At 67.9% G+C, this 25073-nt stretch carries 23 protein-coding genes; 16 read left to right on the top strand and 7 right to left on the bottom strand.

Translation table 11 applies throughout. The features are described from left to right. Positions 1–86 precede the first annotated feature (86 nt). Positions 87–560 carry an Lrp/AsnC family transcriptional regulator gene (locus ACQCSZ_RS12740; RefSeq protein ID WP_427004148.1) on the bottom strand — a complete coding sequence of 158 codons (474 nt, stop codon included), beginning with the start codon at positions 558–560 and terminating at the stop codon, positions 87–89. A gap of 196 nt (positions 561–756) precedes the next feature. Here ACQCSZ_RS12740 and pdhA point away from each other — a divergent pair, with 196 nt between their 5' ends. From pdhA to ACQCSZ_RS12720, 4 genes are all read left to right on the top strand, one after another. After that, positions 757–1935, top strand: coding sequence for a pyruvate dehydrogenase (acetyl-transferring) E1 component subunit alpha (pdhA, locus tag ACQCSZ_RS12735; protein ID WP_427004147.1), 1179 nt, complete (start codon positions 757–759; stop codon positions 1933–1935). Next, on the top strand, positions 1935–2945 hold the full coding sequence (locus tag ACQCSZ_RS12730; RefSeq protein WP_427004146.1) for an alpha-ketoacid dehydrogenase subunit beta: 1011 nt from the start codon (positions 1935–1937) through the stop codon (positions 2943–2945). The genes pdhA and ACQCSZ_RS12730 overlap by 1 nt, the downstream gene beginning before the upstream one ends. 8 nt (positions 2946–2953) lie before the next feature. Then, positions 2954–4372, top strand: coding sequence for a dihydrolipoamide acetyltransferase family protein (locus ACQCSZ_RS12725; protein WP_427004145.1), 1419 nt, complete (start codon positions 2954–2956; stop codon positions 4370–4372). Between the two features lie 535 nt (positions 4373–4907). After that, positions 4908–5546, top strand: a complete 639-nt coding sequence (locus ACQCSZ_RS12720; protein ID WP_427004144.1) for a hypothetical protein — start codon at positions 4908–4910, stop codon at positions 5544–5546. Positions 5547–5604: 58 nt separating this feature from the next. Here the strand turns inward: ACQCSZ_RS12720 and ACQCSZ_RS12715 are convergent, their stop codons facing one another. Next, a complete protein-coding gene (locus ACQCSZ_RS12715; RefSeq protein ID WP_427004143.1) occupies positions 5605–6225 on the bottom strand; it encodes a TetR/AcrR family transcriptional regulator in 621 nt (206 codons plus the stop codon). A gap of 149 nt (positions 6226–6374) precedes the next feature. Between ACQCSZ_RS12715 and ACQCSZ_RS12710 the strand changes: the two genes are divergently transcribed. From ACQCSZ_RS12710 to ACQCSZ_RS12675, 8 genes are all read left to right on the top strand, one after another. Further along, the gene (locus ACQCSZ_RS12710) at positions 6375–7982 is read left to right on the top strand and encodes a carboxyl transferase domain-containing protein (protein WP_427004142.1); all 1608 of its coding nucleotides are present in this window, start codon (positions 6375–6377) and stop codon (positions 7980–7982) included. Positions 7983–7989: 7 nt separating this feature from the next. Continuing rightward, complete coding sequence (locus tag ACQCSZ_RS12705) at positions 7990–10176, top strand: biotin carboxylase N-terminal domain-containing protein (protein ID WP_427004141.1); 2187 nt, start codon at positions 7990–7992, stop codon at positions 10174–10176. A 38-nt stretch (positions 10177–10214) separates the two neighbouring features. Then, complete coding sequence (locus tag ACQCSZ_RS12700; protein ID WP_427004140.1) at positions 10215–11390, top strand: acyl-CoA dehydrogenase family protein; 1176 nt, start codon at positions 10215–10217, stop codon at positions 11388–11390. A 65-nt stretch (positions 11391–11455) separates the two neighbouring features. Next, on the top strand, positions 11456–12286 hold the full coding sequence (locus ACQCSZ_RS12695; protein WP_427004139.1) for a CoA transferase subunit A: 831 nt from the start codon (positions 11456–11458) through the stop codon (positions 12284–12286). 2 nt (positions 12287–12288) lie between these two features. After that, the gene (locus tag ACQCSZ_RS12690) at positions 12289–13050 is read left to right on the top strand and encodes a CoA transferase subunit B (protein ID WP_427004138.1); all 762 of its coding nucleotides are present in this window, start codon (positions 12289–12291) and stop codon (positions 13048–13050) included. After that, positions 13047–13586 (top strand): MaoC family dehydratase, encoded by a 540-nt coding sequence (locus tag ACQCSZ_RS12685; protein WP_427004137.1) that lies wholly within the window; start codon positions 13047–13049, stop codon positions 13584–13586. Before ACQCSZ_RS12690 ends, ACQCSZ_RS12685 begins: the two co-directional genes overlap by 4 nt. A 17-nt stretch (positions 13587–13603) precedes the next feature. Next, positions 13604–14437: an HpcH/HpaI aldolase/citrate lyase family protein gene (locus ACQCSZ_RS12680; RefSeq protein WP_427004136.1), complete on the top strand. Its 834-nt coding sequence runs from the start codon at positions 13604–13606 to the stop codon at positions 14435–14437. 334 nt (positions 14438–14771) lie between these two features. Further along, positions 14772–15026, top strand: a complete 255-nt coding sequence (locus ACQCSZ_RS12675; RefSeq protein WP_427004135.1) for a hypothetical protein — start codon at positions 14772–14774, stop codon at positions 15024–15026. Between the two features lie 128 nt (positions 15027–15154). Here ACQCSZ_RS12675 and ACQCSZ_RS12670 read toward each other — a convergent pair whose 3' ends face one another. The 4 genes from ACQCSZ_RS12670 to ACQCSZ_RS12655 are packed head-to-tail and all read right to left on the bottom strand — an operon-like array spanning position 15155 to position 18698. Next, complete coding sequence (locus tag ACQCSZ_RS12670) at positions 15155–15556, bottom strand: universal stress protein (RefSeq protein WP_427004134.1); 402 nt, start codon at positions 15554–15556, stop codon at positions 15155–15157. After that, a complete protein-coding gene (locus ACQCSZ_RS12665; protein WP_427004133.1) occupies positions 15553–17187 on the bottom strand; it encodes a tripartite tricarboxylate transporter permease in 1635 nt (544 codons plus the stop codon). The genes ACQCSZ_RS12670 and ACQCSZ_RS12665 overlap by 4 nt, the downstream gene beginning before the upstream one ends. Next, positions 17188–17691, bottom strand: coding sequence for a tripartite tricarboxylate transporter TctB family protein (locus ACQCSZ_RS12660; protein WP_427004132.1), 504 nt, complete (start codon positions 17689–17691; stop codon positions 17188–17190). It abuts the gene before it with no gap. Beyond that, positions 17688–18698, bottom strand: coding sequence for a Bug family tripartite tricarboxylate transporter substrate binding protein (locus tag ACQCSZ_RS12655; protein ID WP_427004131.1), 1011 nt, complete (start codon positions 18696–18698; stop codon positions 17688–17690). Before ACQCSZ_RS12655 ends, ACQCSZ_RS12660 begins: the two co-directional genes overlap by 4 nt. Positions 18699–19120: 422 nt before the next feature. On the opposite strand from ACQCSZ_RS12655, the gene ACQCSZ_RS12650 reads away from it, so the two are divergent. The 4 genes from ACQCSZ_RS12650 to ACQCSZ_RS12635 all read left to right on the top strand — a co-directional run bounded on the left by ACQCSZ_RS12650 (position 19121) and on the right by ACQCSZ_RS12635 (position 23552). Continuing rightward, positions 19121–19405: a recombinase family protein gene (locus ACQCSZ_RS12650; RefSeq protein ID WP_427004130.1), complete on the top strand. Its 285-nt coding sequence runs from the start codon at positions 19121–19123 to the stop codon at positions 19403–19405. A 161-nt stretch (positions 19406–19566) separates the two neighbouring features. Next, on the top strand, positions 19567–21192 hold the full coding sequence (locus ACQCSZ_RS12645) for a hypothetical protein (RefSeq protein ID WP_427004129.1): 1626 nt from the start codon (positions 19567–19569) through the stop codon (positions 21190–21192). 117 nt (positions 21193–21309) lie between these two features. After that, positions 21310–22887 (top strand): sensor histidine kinase, encoded by a 1578-nt coding sequence (locus ACQCSZ_RS12640; protein WP_427008329.1) that lies wholly within the window; start codon positions 21310–21312, stop codon positions 22885–22887. Continuing rightward, complete coding sequence (locus tag ACQCSZ_RS12635) at positions 22884–23552, top strand: response regulator (protein ID WP_427004128.1); 669 nt, start codon at positions 22884–22886, stop codon at positions 23550–23552. The genes ACQCSZ_RS12640 and ACQCSZ_RS12635 overlap by 4 nt, the downstream gene beginning before the upstream one ends. 16 nt (positions 23553–23568) lie before the next feature. Here ACQCSZ_RS12635 and ACQCSZ_RS12630 read toward each other — a convergent pair whose 3' ends face one another. Continuing rightward, positions 23569–25023: a lipase maturation factor family protein gene (locus tag ACQCSZ_RS12630; RefSeq protein ID WP_427004127.1), complete on the bottom strand. Its 1455-nt coding sequence runs from the start codon at positions 25021–25023 to the stop codon at positions 23569–23571. Between the last annotated feature and the right edge of the window lie 50 nt (positions 25024–25073).

The following is a 25073-nucleotide window of genomic DNA, read 5'->3' as shown; positions in this document are numbered from 1 at the left end:
TCGATTGAACAGCAGGAGCTCCCGTGCCGCGGCACGGGAGCTCCTGCGCTTGCCCCGTCAGCCGGACGCGTCGGCCTTGTGCCCGCTCAGCCCTCGGCGGAGGCCCGTTCCAGCAGCGGCTGGACCCGGAAGGGAATGAGTTCGCCCATCGCCAGGGCCGTATCCGTCCGGTCCACCCCGTCACAGGCCAGGATCTTGCCGTTGACCCGGAAAAGGTCCTCGGCGTCGAGGGCAACAACGCGGAGCAGGAGGTCGGCAGAGCCGGTCAGGCCGTACCCCTCGAGGATTTCCGGGATGCCCGCCAGCTCCACCGCCAGCTTGCCCAGCTTCTGCTGCTGGACGTGCACGGAGATGAACGCCATCAGCGGGTAGCCCAGCGAGGCGGGGTTGATGCGGCGTTCGAAGGAGAGGAAGACGTGCTTCTTCTCCAGCTGGGCCATCCGCGCCTGCACCGTGTTCCGGGACAGGCCCAGCTTCTGGGCCAGGGCCACGACGGTCCGCCGGGGATCACGGGCCATGGCCGAAAGCAGCCGGGTGTCGGTGCCATCCAAGGGTTGCATAATGCGCAAGATTAGCACGGTGGCGGGCCTCCGGACAGGGCATAATGCTCAACTTATCGGCGGGTGGTTGTACCCGATGAGCATTGTGAGTAGGGTCACAATTATCCGGGGCAACGGCGCCCGGGCGGCGGGCGTGAACCGGGATCACGAGTCCTGGCAGCGCCGGTCAGACGACGTCAGAAGGTTGCGGACAACTGTGATTACGGACGAAACGGGCAGGGGCGGCGCTGCCGCCGGCGGCCCGGGAAACAGTGCAGGATCCACCAGCCGGACGGGCGGGGACCTCGTCCAGCTCATCACCCCGGCGGGTGAACGCGTCAGCCATCCCGAGTTCGACCCCTGGGTCCAGGATGTCAGCGATGAACAGCTCTGCTCGCTCTACGAAGACATGGTGGTCATCCGCCGGATCGATACCGAGGCCACCGCTCTTCAGCGCCAGGGCGAACTCGCCCTGTGGCCGCCGCTGCTGGGACAGGAAGCGTCCCAGATCGGCTCGGCACGGGCCCTCCGCGAGGACGACTTCGTCTTCCCCAGCTACCGCGATAACGGCGTCGCCTATTGCCGCGGGGTGGACCTGGCGGACATTGTGCGCGTCTGGCGCGGCAACGCCTTCGCCGGCTGGGACCCGTACACCGTGAACATGGCAACGACGCAGATCGTGATCGGCGCGCAGACGCTGCATGCCACCGGTTATGCCATGGGTATCCAGAACGACGGCGCCGACTCGGCCGCCGTCGCCTACTTCGGCGACGGTGCCACGAGCGAGGGCGACACCAACGAGGCCATGGTCTTCGCGGCCAGCTTCCAGGCACCGGTGGTCTTCTTCTGCCAGAACAACCACTGGGCGATCTCGGAGCCGGTCCGGCTGCAGTCCCACGTCCAGCTCGCGGACCGGGCCTCTGGCTTCGGCATCCCCAGCATGCGGGTGGACGGCAACGACGTCCTGGCCGTGATGGCCGCAACCCGCATCGCCCTCGACCGGGCACGCCGGGGCAGCGGCCCCACGTTCATCGAGGCCGTTACCTACCGGATGGGCCCGCACACGACGGCGGACGATCCCACCCGTTACCGGGACGCCAACGAGCTCGAGGACTGGGCCGCGAAGGACCCGATCGCGCGGCTGAAATCACTGCTTGACCGCAAGGGCCTGCTCGGCGCTGAACTCGAAACCGCCGTCGCGGCGAAGGCGGACGCCGTGGCCAAGGAACTGAGGGCAGGCTGCATCAACATGCCCGAGCCGGCGCCGCTGGACATCTTCAAGCACGTCTACAGCACGCCCAACTCCTGGCTCGACCGCCAGCAGGACCACTATTCCCGCTACCTGGCTTCCTTCGGCGACCCCGCGGAAGCCGCTTCTGAAGAAGGTGCACGCTGATGACGCAGATGACCTTTGCCCGAGCCATCAACTCGGGCCTGCGCAAGTCCCTGGAAAACGATCCCAAAGTGATCCTGATGGGGGAGGACATCGGCACCCTCGGCGGCGTCTTCCGCGTCACCGACGGGCTGCAGAAAGACTTCGGCAGGCACCGCGTCGTGGACACCCCGCTCGCCGAATCCGGGATCGTGGGCACCGCCGTGGGCCTGGCCTACCGCGGCTACCGCCCGGTGGTGGAGATCCAGTTCGACGGCTTCATCTATGCGGCCTTCGACCAGATTGTCTGCCAGGTGGCCAAGATGCACTACCGCACGCAGGGCGCCGTGAAGATGCCCATCACCATCCGCGTCCCCTTCGGCGGCGGCATCGGCTCCCCGGAATTCCACTCCGAATCACCCGAGGCGTACTTCACGCACACCTCGGGGCTGCGCGTCGTCAGCGTCTCCAACCCGCAGGACGCCCACATCATGATCCAGCAGGCCATCGCCTCGGATGATCCGGTGCTCTTCTTCGAACCGAAGCGCCGCTACCACGACAAGGGCGAGGTGGACGAGTCGCTCGACCTCAGCGCCGCCCTCTCCCTGGAGAAGGCCCGCGTGGTCACCGAAGGCAGGGACGTGACCCTCGTGGCGTACGGGCCGCTCGTCAGGACAGCCCGCGACGCCGCCACCGCGGCCGCCGACGAGGGCATCTCGATCGAGGTGATCGACCTGCGCTCGCTGGCCCCGGTCGACTTCGCGACCCTGGAAGCCTCGGTCCGGAAGACCGGACGCCTGGTCATCACCCATGAGGCAGGCAAGTCCGGCGGCGTGGGCGCCGAGCTGGCCGCCAGCATCACCGAACGCTGCTTCCACCATCTCGAAGCCGCCCCGGTCAGGGTGACCGGCTTCGACGTCCCGTACCCGTATTCCAAGCTTGAAATGCACCACCTGCCCGGCCTGGACCGGATCCTTGACGGCGTCGACCGTGCCCTTGGCCGCCCCAACTCCCTGAGCGGGCTGGAAGGTTGAGCGCCACCATGATCAAGGATTTCAGGCTGCCGGACCTCGGCGAAGGGCTGACCGAATCTGAAATCGTCAGCTGGAAGGTCGGGGTGGGGGACACGGTCTCCCTCAACCAGATCATTGCGGAGGTGGAAACGGCCAAGGCCGTCGTCGAACTTCCCTCGCCCTACGCCGGAGTGGTCACCGCGCTCCTTGAACAGCCGGGCACGGTGGTGGAGGTGGGGAAACCGATCGTTTCGTTCGAAATCCAGAATGATGCCCACGACGACGGCGCCCCCGGCGCCGGCGCCCCCGCCGGCGCTGCGGGCAGTGGTGCCGGCGGGGCCGCGGCTGCCAAGCGGGAGCCCAACCTCGTCGGCTACGGCGCCGTGCTGGAAAGCTCCGGCCGTCCCGCCCGCCGGGCCCGCACGTTTGCATCGCCGGCGGCCGCTTCGGTCGCCGCGGCGGCCCCGGTGGTTGAGCCTATCGAAACCGCGCCGGTGGTTCCGGTGGCAGGGTCCGTCTCGGCCCAGCCCGCCGTCAGCACGTCCCGCCCGGCGGAGCGCCCGAGGTCCACGCCGCCGGTGCGCAAAATGGCCAAGGACCTCGGGGTGGACCTCGAAGCCGTGACCGGCACCGGGGAGCACGGGCTCATCACCCGCGAGGATGTGCTGGCCTTCGTCGGAGGCGGGGACCTGCCGGTGGCAGCCCAGGGGCCGGCGGCGGTTCAGGCCGCGGCCTCAGCGCCCGGCGTGCGGGAGACACGGACCCCGATCAAGGGCGTCCGCAAGTTCACCGCCGCCGCCATGGTGGCGAGTGCCTTCACGGCGCCGCACGCCACGGAATTCCTGACCATCGACGTCACCGCCACCATGGATCTGCTGGCCAGGCTCAAGTCCAGCCGTGCGTTCGCCGGCTACAAGCTCACGCCGCTGACCCTGGCAGCGAAGGCGGTGCTGATCGCCCTGCGGAACCACCCGGCGCTGAACACCCGCTGGGACGAGGCCAACCAGGAGATAGTCCAGTTCAACTATGTGAATCTGGGCATCGCGGCCGCGACTCCGCGGGGGCTGACCGTGCCGAACATCAAGGACGCGGACCGCATGTCCCTCGCCGAACTGTCCACGGCGCTGACCGCCCTGACGGACACGGCACGGGAAGGCAAAACCGGCACGGCGGATCTCGCCGGCGGCACCATCTCCATCACGAACATCGGCGTCTTCGGCATCGACGCAGGCACGCCCATCCTGAATCCGGGGGAGGCCGCGATCCTGGCCCTCGGTGCCGTCCGGAAGATGCCATGGGAGTACAAGGACGAGGTGGCTTTGCGCCAGGTCATGACGTTGAGCCTGTCCTTCGACCACCGGCTGGTCGACGGCGAACAGGGGTCCCGCTTCCTGCAGGACCTGGGCACGATCCTGGCCGATCCGGGCATGGCGCTGGCCATGGTCTAGCCACCCCAGTCAATGAAGCCGCCGGCCGTCCCATTCGAAAGAAAGGGGCGGCCGGCGGCTTTGTTGTGCCCGAGGTAGCCGTCCGGGGGCACTTTGGGGCTGGATCCGACGTCGGGCGCTGCATTTACCGGCGTGTCCGCGCCAAAGTCCCCCCGGACCGCCGTGGTAGGTGCGGGGAAGGGGCCAGGCGATGGTGTCCAGGTCTCCAACGTGGGTGCCGGTGTCGGGTGTCGTGACTGCGGCTATAAAGCGGCGCAAGGGAGCGCCAATTTGGATCAGGGTTAGACAGGCCTTGGGTGGGCAGACGGTAACCGTAGCCGGGACGCGGCCGCGGAGCTCGTCATCCCCGGGTGTCGCAGGACGAATCCAAGAACTTAAACAGCTACTACGGGCCATCGTGCTGGACCATCGGCGAAAGGGGCGATCCCACCGGGTGGGGCCTACTTCCTCAAGGTATCCCCAAGCGGCGCGGTCCACAGTTCAGTCGGGACGGCCTGCCTGCCTGCCCAATTGCTTTGAGGAAGAAGATGAGATTATGTCTGATGAAACAAGCACCGTCAGCTTGTCAAAGAGGCTGAGCCGGCATTTGCGCCCACGGACCCGGCTGGCTCGATTACGTCTCGATCGAACACCCCTCCCCGGTTTCATTGCGATCACCGACAGGGTGCATGCCCTGGACCAAGTGATGGCGGAGTCACTGCGGCCGGTCACGTTGCACGCCCTGCGCTTGCTGCTCGGGGTCCTGTTCGTGTGGTTTGGTGGGCTTAAGGTCATCGGACATTCTCCGGTGGCTGGCCTCATCGCGCAAACACTGCCATTCGGCCATGACCATCTCGTGCTGGTGCTACTGGGAACTGCAGAGTTGGGGCTTGGCGCCCTCCTACTCAGCGGGGCATTCCTTCGCCTCGCATTGTTGGCAGTGGGCCTGCACCTGGCAGGAACTTTCTCCACCTTCGCAATGGCACCCGCATTGATGTTCAGCGACAGCAACCCTTTACTGCTGACGGCCGATGGCGAATTCGTGGCGAAAAACAGCGTGCTCATCGCTGCCGCCCTGGTTCTCATTACCCACGCGAGCCCGGGTACGGCCAATTCGTCCGTCCCGATGCCCGAAAATCCGATCGAAGCGCCGGAGACACAGGCGCCCCTTGAACGCCGGCTTCCGGAAGACTGAATTGGTACCGCGGGTGCGTTTTTGCTGATCCCGGCGTCGGCGAGGTTGTTGCCTGCGGCTAATCCCGGGGAACTGCCGGAACCATCAGCGCGGCCAGTGCCATACTCTCGAGCAACGGCCTGGCCCGCCTGATCGCCAGCCGCCGGCCATGGCTGCGCACCGAATGCGGGGTGGAGTTGATCAGGCCGAAGGTCGCGTGCGCCCGTACCCGCAGTTCGGCGGCCTCGGTGCCGGCATGCAGCTCCGACAGGACCTCCACCCACAGCTCCACGTAGCTGCGCTGCAGAGTGCGGACCTCCGCCTGGTCCTCGTCGGTGAGGCTGCTGAAATCCTGGTCCTGCACCCGGATGACGTCGGGCTTGCTCAGGGCGAAGTCCACCTGGAACGCCACCAGCCCGGCCAGGGCCTCCGCGGCGCCGTCCGACTCCGCCACGACGCGGCGGCCGCCGTCGAGCAGGTCCTGGCTGACGCTCAACAGCAGGGCGCCGAGCACGGCCTGCTTCCCGGCGAAGTGGCGGTAGACCGCCGGGCCGCTGACTCCGGCCGCGGCCCCGAGGTCCTCCAGGGAGACGCGGTTGAAACCCTCGACGGCGAACAGCGCCGCGGCCGCGGACAACAGGGCCTGCCGGCGGTTCTCCTTGGCCTGGCTGCGCTGGGTCGTCTGGCTGGGCTCGGTCACCGCACCTCCCTCGTTTCACGTGTCTATGTTGGACATCACAGTTAATAGAGACTAACCTAAAACTGAGTTATTCGATACTAACCGGGATGGCGGGGCCGCCACCCGGGCGCACCGCCCATCCGGCCAAGGGCAGGGAACGGAAGCAGTCAATGGAGACAATCGCCAGCCAGCTGGACGCCACGGGTGCCGCCTACGCCGCGAACCGCGACGCCCAGCTGGGGCTTGCCCGCGAGCTGAAGGAACGGCTCGCGGCCACGGCGCTGGGCGGGCCGGAGAAATCCCGGGAGCGGCACGTCGCCCGCGGCAAGCTCCTGCCGCGGGAGCGTATCGACCGGCTGCTCGACGACGGCGGCCCCTTCCTGGAAATCGCCCCGCTGGCCGCCAACGGCATGTACAACGACGATTCCCCCGGCGCCGGACTCATCGCCGGGATCGGCCTCGTGCACGGCCGCCAGGTCCTCGTGATCTCCAACGACGCCACCGTCAAGGGCGGCACGTACTATCCCATGACGGTGAAGAAGCACCTCCGGGCCCAGGAAATCGCGCTGGAGAACAGGCTGCCCTGCATCTATCTGGTCGACTCCGGCGGCGCGTTCCTGCCCAGGCAGGACGAGGTCTTCCCGGACAAGGAGCACTTCGGCCGGATCTTCTTCAACCAGGCGAGGATGTCCGCGGCCAGGATCCCGCAGATCGCCTCCGTGATGGGCTCGTGCACCGCCGGCGGCGCCTACGTCCCGGCGATGAGCGACGAGACGGTGATCGTCCGCAACCAGGGCACCATCTTCCTGGGCGGCCCGCCGCTCGTGAAGGCCGCGATCGGCGAGATCGTCACGGCGGAGGAGCTCGGCGGCGGCGATGTGCACGCCAGGATCTCCGGCGTCACCGACCACCTGGCCGAGAACGATGAGCATGCCCTCCAGATCGTCCGCGACATCGTCTCCACCCTGCCGAAGCCGGCCGCGCCTGCGTGGGACGTGGACCCCGCCGTCGAACCGCTGGCGGACGAGAGCGAGCTTTACGGCGCCGTCCCCACGGACGTCAACGCCCAGTACGACGTCCGCGAGGTCATCGCCCGGCTGGTGGACGGCAGCCGCTTCCACGAATTCAAGAAGAACTACGGCACCACCCTGGTCACCGGCTTCGCGAGGCTGCACGGCCACCCGGTCGGGATCGTGGCCAACAACGGGGTGCTGTTCAGCGAATCCGCGCTCAAGGGCGCCCACTTCATCGAGCTCTGCGACCAGCGCGGCATCCCGCTGGTCTTCCTGCAGAACCTCTCCGGCTTCATGGTGGGCAAGGACTACGAACAGGGGGGCATCGCCAAGAACGGCGCCAAGATGGTCACCGCCGTCGCCACCGCCCGGGTGCCCAAGCTGACCGTGGTGATCGGCGGCTCCTTCGGGGCGGGCAACTATTCCATGTGCGGGCGGGCCTACTCGCCGCGTTTCCTGTGGATGTGGCCGGCGTCCCGGATCTCCGTGATGGGCGGCAGCCAGGCCGCCAGCGTGCTCGCCACCGTCAAGCGGGACCAGTACGAGGCCCGCGGCGAGGACTGGTCCGCCGCGGACGAGGAAGCCTTCAAGGCCCCGATCAAGGCCCAGTACGAGGACCAGGGCAGCCCCTACTACTCCACCGCCCGGCTCTGGGACGACGGCGTGATCGACCCCGCGGACACCCGCACCGTCCTGGGACTGGCGCTCGACGTCGTCTCCCGCACCCCGCTGCCGGAGACCTCCTTCGGCCTGTTCCGGATGTGAGCCAGCTGTGACTACTCCTCTTTCAACACCCAAGAAGCCCCTGTTCGGCACCGTGCTGGTGGCCAACCGCGGCGAGATCGCCTGCCGCGTGATCCGGACCCTGCGCGCCCTGGGCATCCGTTCGGTCGCCGTCTATTCCGACGCCGACGCCGGCGCCCGCCACGTGCGCGAGGCCGACGTCGCCGTGCGGATCGGCCCGGCCGCCGCGACCGAGAGCTACCTGAAGATCGAGGCCATCATCCGGGCCTGCCGCGACACCGGCGCCGAGGCCGTGCACCCGGGCTACGGCTTCCTGAGCGAGAACGCCGACTTCGCCCGCGCCCTGGAAACCGCCGGCATCACGTTCATCGGCCCCGGCGTCGAATCCCTGAACGTCATGGGGGACAAGATCCGCTCCAAGAACCATGTCGCCGGCTACGGCGTGCCCGTGGTGCCGGGCATCGCCGAGCCCGGCATGAGCGACGCGCAGCTGATCGAGGCCGCGGCCGTCGTCGGCTTCCCGCTGCTGATCAAGCCGTCCGCCGGCGGCGGCGGCAAGGGCATGCACATCGTCGAGCGCCCGGAAGACCTGGAGGCCACCCTGGCCACCGCCCGCCGCGTCGCCGCCAGCGCCTTCGGCGACGACACCCTGTTCCTCGAGCGGCTCGTCCCCGCCCCGCGGCACATCGAGGTGCAGGTCCTGGCGGACAACCACGGCAACGTCATCCACCTGGGGGAGCGCGAATGCTCGCTTCAGCGCCGCCACCAGAAGGTCATCGAGGAAGCGCCCTCGCCGCTGCTGGAGGGCATGGACGACGGCGGCGCCACCCGCGCCCGGATCGGCGAGGCCGCCTGCAACGCCGCGCGCAGCGTCAACTACACCGGTGCCGGCACGGTGGAGTTCCTCGTCTCGGACAACGCCCCGGACGAGTTCTTCTTCATGGAGATGAACACCCGCCTGCAGGTGGAGCACCCCGTCACCGAGATGGTCACCGGGATCGACCTTGTCGAATGGCAGGTGCGCATCGCAGCCGGCGAGGTGCTCACCGTCGCCCAGGACGACGTCGTGCTCAGCGGGCACGCCGTGGAGGGCCGCGTCTATGCCGAGATTCCGGAGCGGAACTTCCTGCCGTCGACGGGAACGGTGGTCCTGCTGGACGAAGTGTCGGGTGACGCAGATGGCAGGGTCCGGGTGGACTCTGCCCTGCTGGAGGGCCTCGAGATCTCGTCCAGCTATGACCCGATGATTTCCAAGGTCATCGCGTGGGGGGAGGACCGCACCGCGGCGCTGGACACCCTGGATGGGGCGCTCGCCGGGTTCACGGCGCTGGGCATCGACACGAACGTTGAGTACCTGCGGCTGCTGATCAACGACGCCGACGTCCGCGCAGGCCGGCTCGACACCGGCCTGATCGAGCGGAAGATGCCGGACTTACGGTTCCGCCAGGTGGGCGACTTCGAGGTGGTTGCTGCCGCCCTATACGCCGCTGCCATGGAGGAGCATGACGCGCAGGAAGCTGTGGGAGGCCCGTGGACCCGCAGGGACGGGTGGAGGCTTGGTGCCCGCGCTCCGCGGCGGATCAGCCTGGGAACCCCCGACGGCGGTGTCGCCACGGTCGAGGTGTCCGGCAGCCTCGCCGCGGGCGAGGTTTTTGTGGCGGTGGACGGCGGGCCGCAGCGGACCGCATCCCTGGCGTTCACCGCGCGCCATCACCCGGTGCTCACGCTCGACGGCGAAACCCGCGACTACGCGCTGGCCCCGGTATGGTCCGGCCCGGCCGGCCGCAGCTGGCGGGACCCCGAGCCGGGGCCGCCGTCGGAGCTGTACCTCGGCAGCGGGGGCTGGTCCTGCCGGCTGGAGGTCCTCAGCCGCGAAGCGAAGCTGGCCCGGGTGCTGGCGGGGATCGAACGCGAGGAGGGCGCCGCGGACCCCGCGGTGCGCTCGCCGATGCCCGGCACCGTCGTGTCCGTCTCCGTCAGCAACGGGGACGCCGTCGTCGCCGGCCAGGTGCTGCTCTCGGTGGAGGCCATGAAGATGGAGCACCAGCTCGTCGCGCCCCTGGACGGCACGGTGCACCTCAGCATCACGTCGGGCGACCTCGTCAAGGCGGACCAGGTGCTCGCCACCATCCACGCCGGTGACCACCCTCCAGCGCCCTCCAAAGCCGAGGACACGATTCAAGAAGCTGCCATCGCCATGGGCGCGGCAGAGTAATCCGACCAAGACAGCCACACCAGACACAGGAGTCACCGATGGCAGATTTTGAACTCACCGAGGAATACCAGGACCTCAGCGACACCGTCCGCGAATTCGCCGACGAGGTGGTGGCCCCGGTCTCCGCCAGGCACGACGAGGAACACAGCTTCCCCTACGAAGTCGTCTCCCAGATGGCCGACATGGGCCTGTTCGGCCTGCCCTTCCCGGAGGAGTCCGGCGGCATGGGCGGGGACTACTTCGCCCTGGCCCTGGCCCTCGAGCAGCTGGGCCGCGTGGACCAGTCCGTCGCGATCACCCTCGAGGCCGGCGTCTCCCTCGGCGCCATGCCCGTCCACCGCTTCGGCAGCGAGGCGCAGAAGGAGGAGTGGCTGCCGCTGCTGGCCTCCGGCAAGGCGCTCGCAGGCTTCGGCCTGACCGAGCCCGAGGCCGGCTCCGATGCCGGCGGGACCAAGACCACGGCCCGGCTGGAGGTCGTCGGAGACAAGAACGAATGGGTCATCAACGGCAACAAGGAGTTCATCACCAACTCCGGCACCGACATCACCCGCCTCGTCACGGTCACTGCCGTCACCGGCGAGGAGGAACGCCCGGACGGCAGCATGAGGAAGGAAATCTCCACCATCCTGGTGCCCACCGACACGCCGGGGTTCAAGGCGGAGAAGGCCTACAACAAGGTCGGCTGGAACGCCTCGGACACGCATCCGCTCACCCTCGACAACGTCTGCGTCCCGGAGGCCAACCTGCTCGGCATCCGGGGCCGCGGCTACGCCAACTTCCTGTCCATCCTGGACGAGGGCCGGATCGCCATCGCCGCGCTGGCCACCGGCGCGGCGCAGGGCTGCGTGGACCTCTCGGTGAAATACGCCAAGGAACGCAGCGCCTTCGGGCAGAACATCGGCAAGTACCAGGGCATCTCCTTCAAGATTGCCCGCATGGAGGCACGCGCCTACACGGCCCGCCTGGCGTACTACGACGCGGCCGCCCGGATGCTCGCCGGCAAGCCATTCAAGACGCAGGCGGCCATCGCTAAGATGGTCGCAGGCGAGGCTGCCATGGACAACGCGCGGGACGCCACCCAGGTGTTCGGCGGCTATGGCTTCATCAACGAATTCACCGTGGCACGCCACTACCGCGACTCCAAGATCCTTGAGGTCGGGGAGGGCACCACGGAGGTCCAGCTGATGCTGATCGCCCGCGAACTGGGGCTCTAACCGGCCCGCTGGCCGCAACTTTCCACCCGGTGGTCGAGCTTGTCGAGACCCCTGAAAGGACCACGATGATCAACAAAGTTGTTGCCAGCGCCGCCGAGGCCGTGGCGGACATTTCCGACGGCGCCTCCCTCGCCGTCGGCGGGTTCGGGCTCTGCGGCATCCCCGTGGCCCTGATCGATGCCCTGCACGAGCACGGCACCTCCAACCTGGAAACCGTCAGCAACAACTGCGGCGTCGATGACTGGGGATTGGGGATCCTGCTCAAGGACGGCCGGATCCGTCGCACCATCAGCTCCTATGTGGGGGAAAACAAGGAGTTCGCCCGGCAGTACCTCGCCGGCGAACTCGAGGTGGTCCTCACCCCGCAGGGGACCCTGGCCGAGAAGCTGCGCGCCGGCGGGGCCGGCATCCCCGCGTTCTACACGCCGGCGGGCGTCGGCACCCAGGTGTCCGAGGGCGGACTGCCGCAAAAGTACGACGCCGGGGGCAGCATCGAGATCGCCTCCGCCCCGAAGGAAGTCCGCACGTTCAACGGCGCCGAATATGTCCTGGAAGAGTCACTGACGCCGGACTTCGGCCTGGTCCATGCCTGGAAGGGCGACCGCCACGGCAACCTCGTCTTCCACGCCACCGCCATGAACTTCAACCCCCTGTGCGCGATGGCAGGGAGGATCACCATCGCGGAGGTCGAGGAACTCGTGGAGCCGGGGGAGCTGGATCCGGAGCATGTCCACGTTCCCGGCATCTTCGTGCAGCGCGTGGTGCTCGTGCCCGGGGTCGAGAAGCGGATCGAAAAGCGGACCGTCGCGGCGCCGCCAGCCGGCACCACCTCCCGGACCACCTCCGGCACCACCCCCGAGACCACCTCCGGCACCACCGATCAGGCAGGAGCGTAGCCGTGGAAACCCTCAGCCCGCAGGGCGAACCTCCCCGTCCCGAAGCCGTCCGGCACGAATACCGGCCGGCCGCCGTCGAGCACGCTGCCGGTAATGAGAGCAAGGGGTGGACGCGCAATGAACTGGCCGCCCGGGTGGCGCAGGAACTGCGGAACGGCCAGTACGTCAACCTTGGCATCGGCATGCCTACGCTGATCCCCAATTACATTCCCGCCGGCATCGAGGTGGTCCTGCATTCGGAGAACGGCATCCTGGGCGTCGGCCCGTATCCGGGAGAGGATGAGGTCGATCCGGACCTGATCAACGCGGGCAAGGAAACCGTCACCGTGAACAAGGGCGCAGCGTTCTTCGATTCCGCGGCCTCCTTCGGGATGATCCGGGGCGGGCACGTGGATGTGGCAGTGCTTGGCGCCATGGAAGTCGCCGTCAACGGGGACCTGGCCAACTGGATGGTTCCGGGCAAGATGGTCAAGGGCATGGGCGGCGCCATGGACCTGGTCTTCGGTGCCAAAAAGGTGATCGTGATGATGGAGCACGTGGACCGGAACGGCAAACCGAAGATCGTGGAACGCTGCACGCTGCCCCTGACGGGCAGGGCCTGCGTGGACCGGATCATCACGGACCTCGCCGTCATCGACGTCGTGTCCGACGGCGGGACGTCCCGGCTGGTGCTGCGGGAACTGGCACCCAACGTGTCGGTGGAGGACGTCGCCGCGGCAACCGGCGCCGACCTCTTCGAGGAAGACCAGGAACTGACCGTATGAGCGACGCAGCCGGGGTTTCGGCAAGCTCAACCACCGGTAGCCCCCGGGTGGTTGAGCAGCGCGGGCTCTACTTCGACGAGCTAGAGGAAGACGTGGTCTACGCCCACCGGCCCGGCCGGACCGTCACCGAGACGGACAACGTCCTGTTCACCACCATGACCATGAACACCCAGGCGCTGCACCTCGACGCGGCCTGGAGCGCGGACCAGCCGTTCGGCCAACGGCTGGTGAACTCGATGTTCACGCTCGCCACCGTGGTGGGCCAGTCCGTTCCCCAGCTCACGCAGGGCACCATCATCGCCCAGCTGGGCCTGACGGATGTGTCCTTCCCGCACCCGATGTACCACGGGGACACCCTCTACACGGAGACGGTGGTGACGGGGAAGCGGCTCTCCGCCTCACGCCCGGGCCAGGGCATCGTGACCCTGAAGCACACCGGCCGGAACCAGCACGGCGACGTGGTGGCGCTCGCCACCCGCAGCGCCCTGATGTGGACGCGCGCGGCGCACGCGGAAGCGCAGGCACGGACGGCGTAACGGGGGACAATGGATACATGAGCTTCCTGATGGGCCCCGCCCTGCTGTTCTGCCCCGCCGACCGTCCCGAGCGCTACCAGAAGGCCGCCGAACGCTCCGACGGCGTGATCGTAGACCTGGAGGACGCCGTCGCTCCTGCCGACAAGCAGCGGGCCCGCGGCGCCATCCTCGCCCAGCTCGGCTCCGAAGGCGACGTCCCGGAACTGGACCCGAGCCGCACCATCATCCGGATCAACCCCGCCGGCACGGAGGAGTTCGAGAAGGACCTGCACTGCCTCAAGCACACCCCGTACCGGCACGTCATGCTCGCGAAGGCCGAAAGCGCGGACCAGCTCAAGAAGCTTGGGGGATTCAGCGTGATTGCCCTCTGCGAGACGGCGGCGGGCATCCTGAACGCCGCCGCGATCGCCGCGGAGCCCAACGTGGTGGGCCTGATGTGGGGCGCCGAGGACCTGCTCGCCTCCCTCGGCGGGACCTCCAGCAGGACCGACGACGGCGCCTACCGCGCCGTCGCGCTGCACGCCCGCTCCACGGTGCTCCTCGCCGCGGGCGCCTTCGGCAAGGAAGCCATCGACGCGGTCTACGTCAACATCCCGGACCTGGACGGGCTGGCCGCGGAAGCCCGCGACGCCGTCGCCTCCGGTTTCGGCTCCAAGGCCTGCATCCACCCGAGCCAGGTCGCCGCGGTCCGGGCCGCGTATGCGCCCTCCGACGCCGAGCTCGCCGTGGCGGCCGAACTCCTGGCTGCCGCTGCGGCCGCCGGAAGCGGCGTGTTCGCGTTCAACGGCAAGATGGTCGACGGGCCCATCCTCAAGCACGCGGAATCCACCCTGCGGCGTGCCGGGCGCTAGCTCCGCTCGCCATCGAAAAGGCCCGGACGGGGCGCGTTTCCCGCTGATCGCCGGTCCCATCCCCGGATATCAGGGCCTCGCATTTCGCCGACACGGCCCCCTTTTTCGGCCTTCCTATTGCGCCGGGGCCACCGATCATCCAGACTGGCTACAGATCCGCAGGAAAATGCTTCCGCCGATCCAGCCCGCCGGATACTACGGCCGGTCACGCCCCATCAGAGAATGCCGGGCAACCCCTCTCCTGCCACCGCTTTCCGCCTCCCCGGGTGCGCCCGGCGCTGGAAGCCTGTGTCGCTGGGAGCCCCGGCATATCCCGCCGAGAAAAGAGACCACGATGATCAAGCGCCACTCGGACATTGTCCTGGAAATCACCGCCCACGACCCGGACACCGTTGAAACCGACCTGAACACCGCCGTGGAAATCGCCCGCGAACACGCCCTGAAGGAATGCCGCCACGGCATCCTGGTCACGCAACACGGCTACACCAGCTACACCGTCGCCGTCAGCCGCGATGTCCCCTACGGGCAGACGTATGAACAGCGCCAACAATCGGTGAACTCCCAGACCGAGGCCGGCCTGGGCCGCTGAGCTTCGCCGGACCCGCCCGTTACGCCAGGCCGACGTATCCCGCCCAAATCATGCCGTGAAAACGCCGCAGGCCGGAAGCTGATGCTTCCGGCCTGCGGGCTGCTCGATGGGTGCTTCCGTTCGGCCGGCTAGTGCGCCGGTGCCGCCTTGACGGCGAGAATCGGGCAGTCCGCTTCGAGGAGGATCTGCTGTGCCGTGCTGCCCATGATCAGTTTCCCCACCGGCGTGCGTTTCCGCAGGCCAATGACGATCAGATCGGCACGGTACTCCTCGGCCGCTTCCAGGACCTCATTTGCCGCATCGTTGCCGCGGACCGGCTGCAGGATGAGGTGCTCAATTCCCTCCTTCCCGAGGCGCGCTTCGATGGTGCTGATGTCCTCTCCCTGGACGTAGCGTTTGTCGACGATGGCATCACCCCGGGAAGAGTTGATCACTACCAGGAGCGTGCTGTTCCTTCGTGCCTCTGAGATGGCACGTTCCAGTGCCGCTTCCCCTTCGGGAGTGGGCACGTATCCGACGATGATGCTCACAGTTTCTCCTGTCCTGCTCGGGTATGGCCGGCGTCGACGGTGCTGTCGGCATGTTCTGAAGCCTGGGTGCCGTCGGCTGCGGGCGCCTCGGACACTGCATTTTCCGGCCTCAGGTCCGTCCCGCCAGTAGCGGCGGGTGCGGTGGCGGGCCTGGATTTGCGCCACAGCTTGAGCAGCAGCGGCCAGACGAGGATGATCGCCACGATGACGTAGATTCCGACAGCGATGGGTTCGCTCCAGAGACCGGCGGGGTTGCCGGCGCTGAGCTGCAGGGTCTGGCGCAGCTGGCCCTCGAGACGCGGCCCCAGGATCACGCCGAGGATGAGTGGGAGCACGGGGAGTCCGAAGCGCCGCATCATGAACCCGAGCGCGCCGAGCACCAGCAGGAGCACCAGGTCGAACGCCTGCAGGTTCACCGAGTAGGCGCCCAGCGTGGCGAAGAACAGGATTCCCGCATACAGGTAGGGACGCGGCAGCTGCAGGAGTTTGGCCCACAGGGGTGCCAAGGGCAGGTTGATGATCAGGAGCAGGAAGTTGCCGATGAAGAGGCTGGCAATCAGTGCCCACACCAGGGGCCCCTGGTCCGCGAACAGCTGAGGTCCGGGCTGGATGCCGTACCCGGTGAACGCTGCCAGCATCACCGCCGCGGTGGCGTTGGTAGGTAGCCCCATCGCCAGCAGCGGGGTCAGTGTGCCGGCCGCGGATGCGTTGTTCGCGGCTTCCGGCCCGGCAACACCCTCGATGGCGCCATGTCCGAACTCCTCGGGGTGCTTGCTGAAGCGCTTTTCCGTGACGTAGGACAGGAAGGTGGGGATCTCGGCGCCGCCGGCCGGAAGCGCACCGAACGGGAAGCCGAAGGCGGTTCCCCGCAGCCAGGGCTTCCAGGACCGCTTCCAGTCCTGCTTGCCCATCCAGGGCTTCCCCACCGGGATGACGTTAAGGGGGGTCCGGCGCAGGTGGGCGGCCACCCACAGGGCTTCACCCACGGCGAAGATGGCGACGGCCACCACCACAATGTCCAGGCCGTCGGTGAGCAGCGGTTGGCCGAAGGTGAGCCGCCGCTGTCCCGTGACAGAGTCCATCCCGATCAGGCCGATCGCCAGGCCCAGGCCCAGCGAGGCAAAGCCGCGGAGCCGGGAGGACCCCAGCACGGCAGTAACGGCAAGGAGTGAAAGGACCATGATGGCGAAGTAGCTGGGGGAACCCAGGCTGACCGCGAATTTGACCACGATAGGTGCACAGACGGCCAGCAGTGCGGTGCCGATGGTGCCGGCCACGAACGAGCCGATGGCTGCCGTCGCCAGCGCCTGGGCGGCCCTGCCGGCCTTGGCCATCTTGTGGCCCTCGATGGCCGTGACCACCGAGGAAGACTCACCGGGCGTGTTGAGCAGGATGGAGGTGGTGGATCCGCCGTACATGCCGCCGTAGTAGATGCCGGCGAACATGATGAAAGCGCTCGTGGGCTCCAGTACAGACGTCACGGGAAGCAGCAGGGCCACGGTCATCGCCGGGCCCAGTCCCGGCAGGACGCCGACGGCGGTGCCCAGGATAACGCCGATCACGGCGTAGAGGAGGTTCATGGGTGTCAGGGCGGTGGCGAAGCCGTCCATGAGGGAGGTGAAGACGTCCATTTAGAGAATCCCTTCCAGCAGCCCGGCGGGGAGCGAGATGCCGAGGCCGAGGTAGAAGCCGTAGAAGGTCAGGAGGGACAAGGCTACGGAGATGAGGCCGTCGCGGACATAGCGCCGGCTGCCCAGGGCCAGGACGCTGCCCCAAAAGAGGACGGTCCCGGAAATGACCCAGCCGGCCCAATCGATCAGCAGGATGTTGGCGATGAAGGCGCCAGCCAGGGGAAGGACCGTTTTCCAGTCGGCAGGGTGGGTCAGGTCGACGTCTTCGCCGCCTTCCGCTTCGCCGTGGCCGCCACGGAGAACGTTGATGGCCAGCATTACCGCGCAGACGATCAGGAGGCCCGCGACGATATAGGGAACGGTTTTGGGTCCGACAGGGTCCGACTTGGAGTACGGGGTGACAAGGCCGGCGGCGTCCCACAGGACGAGCCCGCCGGCCGCCCCGAGCAGGAGGGCGACCCCCAGCTCGGAGCGGCCTTTGAGTTTGGTGGCTAAGGAACTCACGCCAGCCCAAGCTTGGTCAGTACGTCGGCCACCCGCTTGTCCTGCTCGGTCAGGAAGGTCTTGAACGCATCCCCGGTGAGGAACGCGTCGGTCCAGCCCCGCGTCTTGAGGACGTCCTTCCAGGACTGGCTTCCGTGCATCTTCTCCAGGGCGGCGATCAGGGATGCCTTGTCCGCATCGCTGATGCCGGGAGGCGCCACGATGCCGCGCCAGTTGCTGAAGACCAGGTCAATGCCCGATTCCTTCAGGGTCGGCGCATCGACGCCGTCGAGTCGCTTGTCGCCGCTGGTGGCCAGGACGCGGACGTCGCCGGACTCGATCTGCTTGAGGTACTCACCGGCCCCCGACGCGGCGAAGCCCAGCTTGTTTCCCAGGATGGCCGGAAGCAGAGCGCCGCCGCCGTCGTAAGAGACGAAGTTGACCTTTGTCGCATCGATGCCAACGGCTCCGGCCAGCTGCATCGGCAGCAGGTGGTCCGGGCCGCCGGGGGAGGAACCGCCGCCTACGCTGATGGAGCCGGGATCCGCCTTCCATGCTTTGACGAGGTCGCCGATGGTCTTGTAGGGCGAATCCTTGCCGACCATGATCGCGCCCGGCTCTTCGATGAGCTTGGCCAGCGGGGTGGTGTCCGTCAGCTTGGATTCGGTCTTGTTCGTGTAGCTCGCGCCCACCACGCCAAGGCCCATCAGCATGGCCAGGTCGCCGTTGCCCTTCTCATTGACCACGCGGGCCAGCCCCACGGTGCCGCCGGCGCCGGCGAGGTTGAACACCTCGGTGTTCGTGGCAATCTTCTCGTCGTCGAGAACCTTCGCCGCCGCCCGGGCGGTGGTGTCGTAACCGCCGCCGGCGGTGTTGGGGACCAGGATCTTCAGCCCGGTAACGGGGCCTGCAGCGGCGCCGGAGCTGGCGGGACTGGTGGAGCTCTTGGTGGTCGCACCGCAGCCGGTGGCCATCAGGGCGATGCCGGCAGCGACGGCGGCAATTCGCAATGCGCGGATCTGGCGCATGGTGTTCCTCTTCTCACTAAAACTGATCAGCCATATCTGGCTGGTGTTCCGATGCTAGGGGCGGAAGTGACAGGCATCACCCTTGTGTAACCAGAGAAAGTTAAGTTCATTGCGTTCATATTTCCGGTTTCCAACAGCTGCCAAACATATCGCGGGGCCGGTGCTGCAACGGTGGGGTGACCTGTTGAACGTTTAACGCGTTTGGGTACATTTTGGAGCGATTAAGTGCGGGATGCGTGGCATCGTGATGCTATGCGTTTGAACGGCCGGGCCCTTTCGCCGGGTATCCACCCGCAGACGGCCTACAAATGGTTCAGGGACGGGACACTGCCCGCCCCGGCGCGCCGTGTCGGGCCCAGGCCCATCATGGTCAACCCGGACGGCAGCGCCGGGGCTGCCGTGGGAGGCGTTGACACGCCCGGGTGTCCTCTCATGACCAGAAGCAGCACCTTGAGCGGCAAATGGCGCGCCTGCAGGCCTGGGCCGACACCACAGGGCCGACGGTCGTACGTGCTGAATCCGAAGTCGCGTCAGGAATGAACGGTGCGCGGTCCAGGATCCGCCGCCTGCTGGCGGACCAGGCACCCGGATACGGCTTCGCCAACGCCGCCGGTCCCGCCCGGATTTCGGCGGGCCGGCCCCGCCGGGGCTCCACCGGCGACGGCTGGTTCCTGACCCCCGACGGCGGGGTCATCGCCCGGGGGTGAGCACGCGGGGGATGCCGTGTGCTTTGGCTGCGCCCGGGAGGTTTTCCACATAGCCCGGACGGGCTCTGGTCCGTGCGCACCCTTGGCTTGTAGCGTCGGATCATGATGATTCACGCTGGTTTCGACGTCGGAATTCTTGGCCGCCGCAAGGATGCCGGCGCGTGACAGCATCGCGCAGCGCCTCAGGGCTCCGGGTCATTGCCCCGGCGTTCCTTGCCGCCGCGCCCGCGGGGGTGCGGATCCGCACCCGCCTTCACCCCACGCCCGGGGAGGAAACCACCCTGCTGGCGGTCGGCACGCACCTGGGATCCCTGTACCGGAAAGACCTGGCCGCCCGCATCCGGACGGGGAAGGTCCCCGCGGCCGCGCGCGGCCGGACGGAGCGTAAGCGCGGCCTCACCGCCCTGTCATCCTCGCGGTGGGCCGGGAGCATTACCCGCGCCACGAAGGACCAGTACCAGCTGGGCATGCGTGCCCTCGCCGCGGAGGTCAGCACGCTGCGGGCCGCCTGCGCCGCCATCGAGAAGCGGGCCGCCGTGCCCTGCGGCACCGTCTCCGACCGGGTCAGAGGCTACAAAACACCCGCAGAGCGGCACCAGAAGACCCGACGCCTGGTCGCACTTCGACAGCGGCTCAATCTGGCCGCCGACAGGCTCGTGGCCGGCCGGCCCGCCGTGGTCGTCGGCGGAGGACGATTGTGGAGCACCCGCAACAACCTGCAGGCGGCCGGGCTGACGCCAGATGAGTGGGATGCCCGGTGGGATGCCTCCCGGATGTTCCTGACCGCCGACGGCGAATCCGGGAAGCGGTGGGGCAACGAAACCATCCGCATCGACACCGGCGGGCACCTGTCGCTCAAAGTCCCGGGAGTGATGGCTGCCCGGTTCGGCGCACAACTGCACCTCGCGGCACCCGCAATTTTCAGCCACCGCGCGGATGAGTGGCATGACCGCGCCGCGTCCGACAGGAATATCCGCTACGACATCAGCCACGACCCCGGGACCGGGCGCTGGTACGTGGACGCGTCCTGGGGATACCGGGATCTGCCGGCCCCGTCCCTTCACAGCCTGCGAGGCTCGTCCGGGCTCGGCGTTGACCTGAACGCCGGCCATCTGGCCGGCTGTGTCATCGACCCCTCCGGGAACCCCGCCGGGGCGCCCCTGAGCATCCCGCTGGACCTGAAAGACCTCCCGGCAACCACCCGGGACGGCAGGCTCCGGGCGGCGGTCACCGCGCTGCTGGACGCCGCCCGGGACGCGGGCTGCGCGGCCGTCGCCATCGAGAACCTGAATTTCCAGGACGCCCGCGCCACCGGCCGCGAAACCATGGGCCGCGGCACCCGCGGCAAAACCTTCCGCCGCACCGTCGCGGGCATCCCCACCGCAAGATTCCGGGACCGGCTCGTGTCCATGGCCGCCAACCGCGGCCTCCACATCATCGTCGTTGACCCGGCGTACACCTCACAGTGGGGCGCCCGGCACTGGCGCCAACCACTCCAACAAACCACCGACAGCACCGTCACCCGCCATCACGGCGCGGCCGTCGCTATCGGACGACGTGCCGGCGGATTCCGTATCAGGCGACGGGAGGACGGACCCCGCACCCGACAGAGGACGAGCGCGGGCCAGCCCAGTCCCAGGCCCGGTGCGGGACCGCCCGGCACGGCACCCCTCACAGGCCTGCCTCGCCCGACGGTCACGAACCGTTCCGGCCCGCCAGGAACCGGAAGGTGTGCGGCTCCCAGGACCGTCCGGGGAGCAAGTACGAATCCAATTCGTACTAACTAGGAACGGTATAGTTCATCCCACCGCGGCGGATTGGGATCCAGGACGCGCCCCGGCTCCCTCTCCAAGAAGCCGGCTGAACCACCACAAGGAAGACAGCACGTGACTCGACGAAGAGGAATGTCCCTTGCCGGGCAATATCTGGTCCTTCAGCTGCTGATTGTCCTGGCCGTCCTGGTGGCCGTTGTCGCGATTTCCCTGGCGCAGTCCGCCGCCGCTTTTGAGCGGATCGAGGGCCGCCGGGCGCTGTCTGCTGCCGAAACGCTGGGCAACAACCCCGCCGTCCGTGCGTTGCTTCCGTCGGCGGAGCCGGGCCGGGGTTCGGCATTGCCCGCGGTGGCGGAGTCGGTCCGGACGGTCTCCGGCTCTTCCCAGGTCGCCTTGGCAAAGCTGGACCGGACGGTGGTGGCATCATCGGACCCCGGGCTGTCTGGGCGCCCGCTGGAGCTGGGAGCAAGCCGGGTCATGGAGGGCCGTGCCTGGACCGGAGTGGTCGGCGGATCCGCCACGCCATTGCTCTCCGCTCACGTTCCGGTGCTGGACGATACCGGAGCCATGATCGGTGTAGCCTACATCAGCCGGAACTACCCGTCCACCTGGGAGCGGCTGGGCGACGCCGTGCCCGATCTGCTCATCTACCTGGGCGTGGCCAGCGTGCTCGGTGTCGCCGGATCCCTGCTCCTCGCGCGCCGGGTCAAGCGGCAGACCCTGGGCATGGAGCCCAAGGAAATCACAGGCCTGGTGGAGAACCGCGAGGCCATGCTGCACGGGCTGAAAGAGGGCGTGGTGGCCCTGGATCCGCATGAGCGAATCACGGTTGTGAACGAAAGCGCCCGGCAGCTGCTGAATCTGTCGCCGGACTGCGTGGGCAAAAACCTCAACAGCCTGGCGGTGGAGCCGGCGCTGCGGGAGGTCCTCACACAGGACCAGCCGGGCCCGGACAGGCTGGTCCTGGTGGGCGAGCGGCTGGTTGTCCTCAACCGCATGCCCATGGTTTCCCGCGGCCGGACCATCGGCTCCGTGACCACCCTTCGTGACCGCACGGAGCTCTCATCGCTGGAGCGGGAACTGGGGACGACGCGCACCGCGACCGATACCCTCCGCGCCCAGGCCCACGAATTCGCCAACCAGCTGCACGTCATCTCCGGCCTGATCCAGATCGGGGAGTACGATTCCGTCGTGCAGTTCGTGAACGGCGCAACCGTGGACCGGACCCGGCTCAACGACGAAGTTACCGGCAGGATCGAGGACCCTGCCTTGGCGGCACTGCTCATTGCGAAGTCGAGCCTGGCGGCCGAGCGGGGAGTGTCACTGCAGCTTTCCGCGGAGTCGCATCTGGGCCGCGTGGATGAGGACTTGTCCAGGGATCTGACGACGGTCGTCGGGAATCTGGTGGACAACGCCCTCGATGCCGTGACCGGCGCGCCGGACGCCGCTGTTGAGGTCCTGGTCGACGACGGCGGGGACCAGTTGCGGGTCGTCGTCCGGGACTCCGGCCCCGGTGTCCTGCCGGAAGACATGGAGGCAATCTTCCGGCAGGGATTCACCACTAAACGGCCCACCACCGAAGGTGGCAGGGGCTATGGCCTGGCGCTGACACGCGTTGTGTGCAAACGCCGGGGCGGGCAGCTATCGGTGCACAACGATGGCGGCGCTGTCTTTACCGCCCGTTTCGTCGAGAGGAAGGTCCAGCCATGATCAGGGTCCTGATCGTCGACGACGACTTCATGGTTGCCAAGGTCCACGCCGGTTTTATCCAGAACACGCCAGGCTTCGCCGTGGTGGGGGCGGCCCACACGGGTGCGGAGGCCCTCGTGAAGACCCGGGAGCTGCGGCCCGACCTTGTGTTGCTGGACATCCATCTCCCCGACGCCAACGGGCTCGATCTGATGCTGCAGTTGCGCGAGGTCGCCCCCGACCTGGATGTGCTGGTGATCAGTGCAGCACGGGAGGTTGAGACAGTGCGGCGGGCCCTCCGCGGCGGCATTGTCCACTACCTCATCAAGCCGTTCTCACAGGCAGACCTGCAGGAACGGCTGGAGCATTACCTGAGCGCATACCAGGGCCTGGATTCTTCCAAGCACGTGGCCGAGCAGTCCGATGTAAACCGCGTGTTCGGTGTTGACCCGACGGAGCGACCGCTGCCCAAAGGATGCAGCGCCGAGACGCTGAGACTGGTGGAACAGGTTCTTCATTCCGCCGACGCAGACGTGGCGGCAGCCGAGGTAGCGGACCTGCTGGGCATGTCCAGGGTCAGTGCACGCCGCTATCTCGAATATCTCCACGATGAGGCCAGGGTGGACGTGCGGCTCAAGTACGGCGCCGGGCGGCCCGAACGCCGCTATGCGCTGAAGCCGGTTTGACCCCCGCCGCCTGGCGTCACACGTCCGGCGGCAGCGACAGCGGCGGGATCGGCTCGTGCAGCGGGATCCGGATCCAGCGCTGGCCCGTCGCCTTGAATTCGGCCCGGGTGGAGAAGCGGTACAGGTAGCTGCGGGCCCGCACCCAGCGGGGGCGTTCGCCGTCGAACGGGTCATGGCGCAGGAGGCGCAGGGTGGTCCGGTCGGCCTCCAGCAGCCTGGCCAGGAAGGCATAGAACCACTCCTCGTGCACGGTGCGCAGCGGCAGGAACCACATCAGCCAGTCCAGCCGCAGGTGGTAGGGGGCCCATTGGCGCGGGAGGCGTCGGACGTCGCCGGGCTTGCCCTTGAAGCCGTACTCGCGCCAGCCCGCCTCGTCGTCGGGCTCCACGGAAAGGGTGCCCTCCACGACGATCTCAATCCGCCGCTTCGTGACCGTGCCGAACGCACCATAGGTGTTGACCAGCTGCCAGCGGTTGAAGCTGGCATTCATCAGCTGGTCGCGGGAGAACAGATTCCGGACCGGCCAGTAGCTGAGCACCACCAGCAGCAGGCTGGCCGCAAGGACCACCGCCAGCCACCACGCGGGGGACATGCCCGAAGCCGCAGCGGCGTGCCAGTCCAGCGGGATGACGGGCAGCACCGCGTGGGCCGCCGGGTCGCTGACCGCCGCGAAGGCCAGCACGATCGCCATCCAGTTCAGCCAGGCGAAGTTCCCGCTGGCCACCAGCCAGAGCTGGGTGAAGATGATGATCCCCGCCGCGGCGCCGGCCAGCGGCTGCGGGGCGAAGAGGAAGAACGGGACCACCAGCTGGGCGAAATGGTTGCCCAGGACCTCCAGCCGGTGGAACGGCCTGGGCAGCAGATGGGCCTGCCGGCTCAGCGGCCCGGGCATCGGCTGGGTCTCGTGGTGGTAGTACAGCGCCGTCAGGTCCCGCCACTCGCGCCCGCCGCGGATCTTGATCATGCCCGCGCCGAACTCCAGGCGGAACACCAGCCAGGCCAGCAGGATCAGGATCGTCCTGGGCGGGGGAGTCTGGTCGGAGCCGAGGAAGGCCACGGTGAACCCCGCCTCGAGCAGCAGCATCTCCCAGCCGAAGCCATAGAACGTCTGCCCCACGTTGACGATCGACATGTACAGCAGCCACAGGGCCAGGAAGGCGAGCAGCGGAAGCCAGGGCGGCCCGAGCTGCGGCAGCCCCGCAACGAGGGCGGCGGCAATGGCCAGCCCGGCCCAGCAGACCGCCCGGAGCAGCCGGTCCGAGTAGCGCCAGCGGAACAGGGTGGGCCTGGGTAGGCGCCGGAAGAACGCGAGGAATTCCGGCACCGGCAGCAGCCCGCGCTCGCCGAGCAGGGCCGGGAACTGGTTGAGCGAGGAGAGGAAGGCCACGAAGTAGAGCGAGGCGATGCCGCGCTGCAACACCTGCCGGGCGAACTCGTACTCCGGCGCGTCGAACCACGCGGCCCACTCCACTTTCCCCACGTTACGCCTGGCGCGCCCCACGCTCCACAGCACCCGTCCAG

It is taken from the genome of Pseudarthrobacter sp. H2 (assembly GCF_050157045.1).
GTDB lineage: Bacteria > Actinomycetota > Actinomycetes > Actinomycetales > Micrococcaceae > Arthrobacter.
Note: the sequence above shows the minus strand (reverse complement) of the source record. Positions and strands in the feature narration are given on the sequence as shown.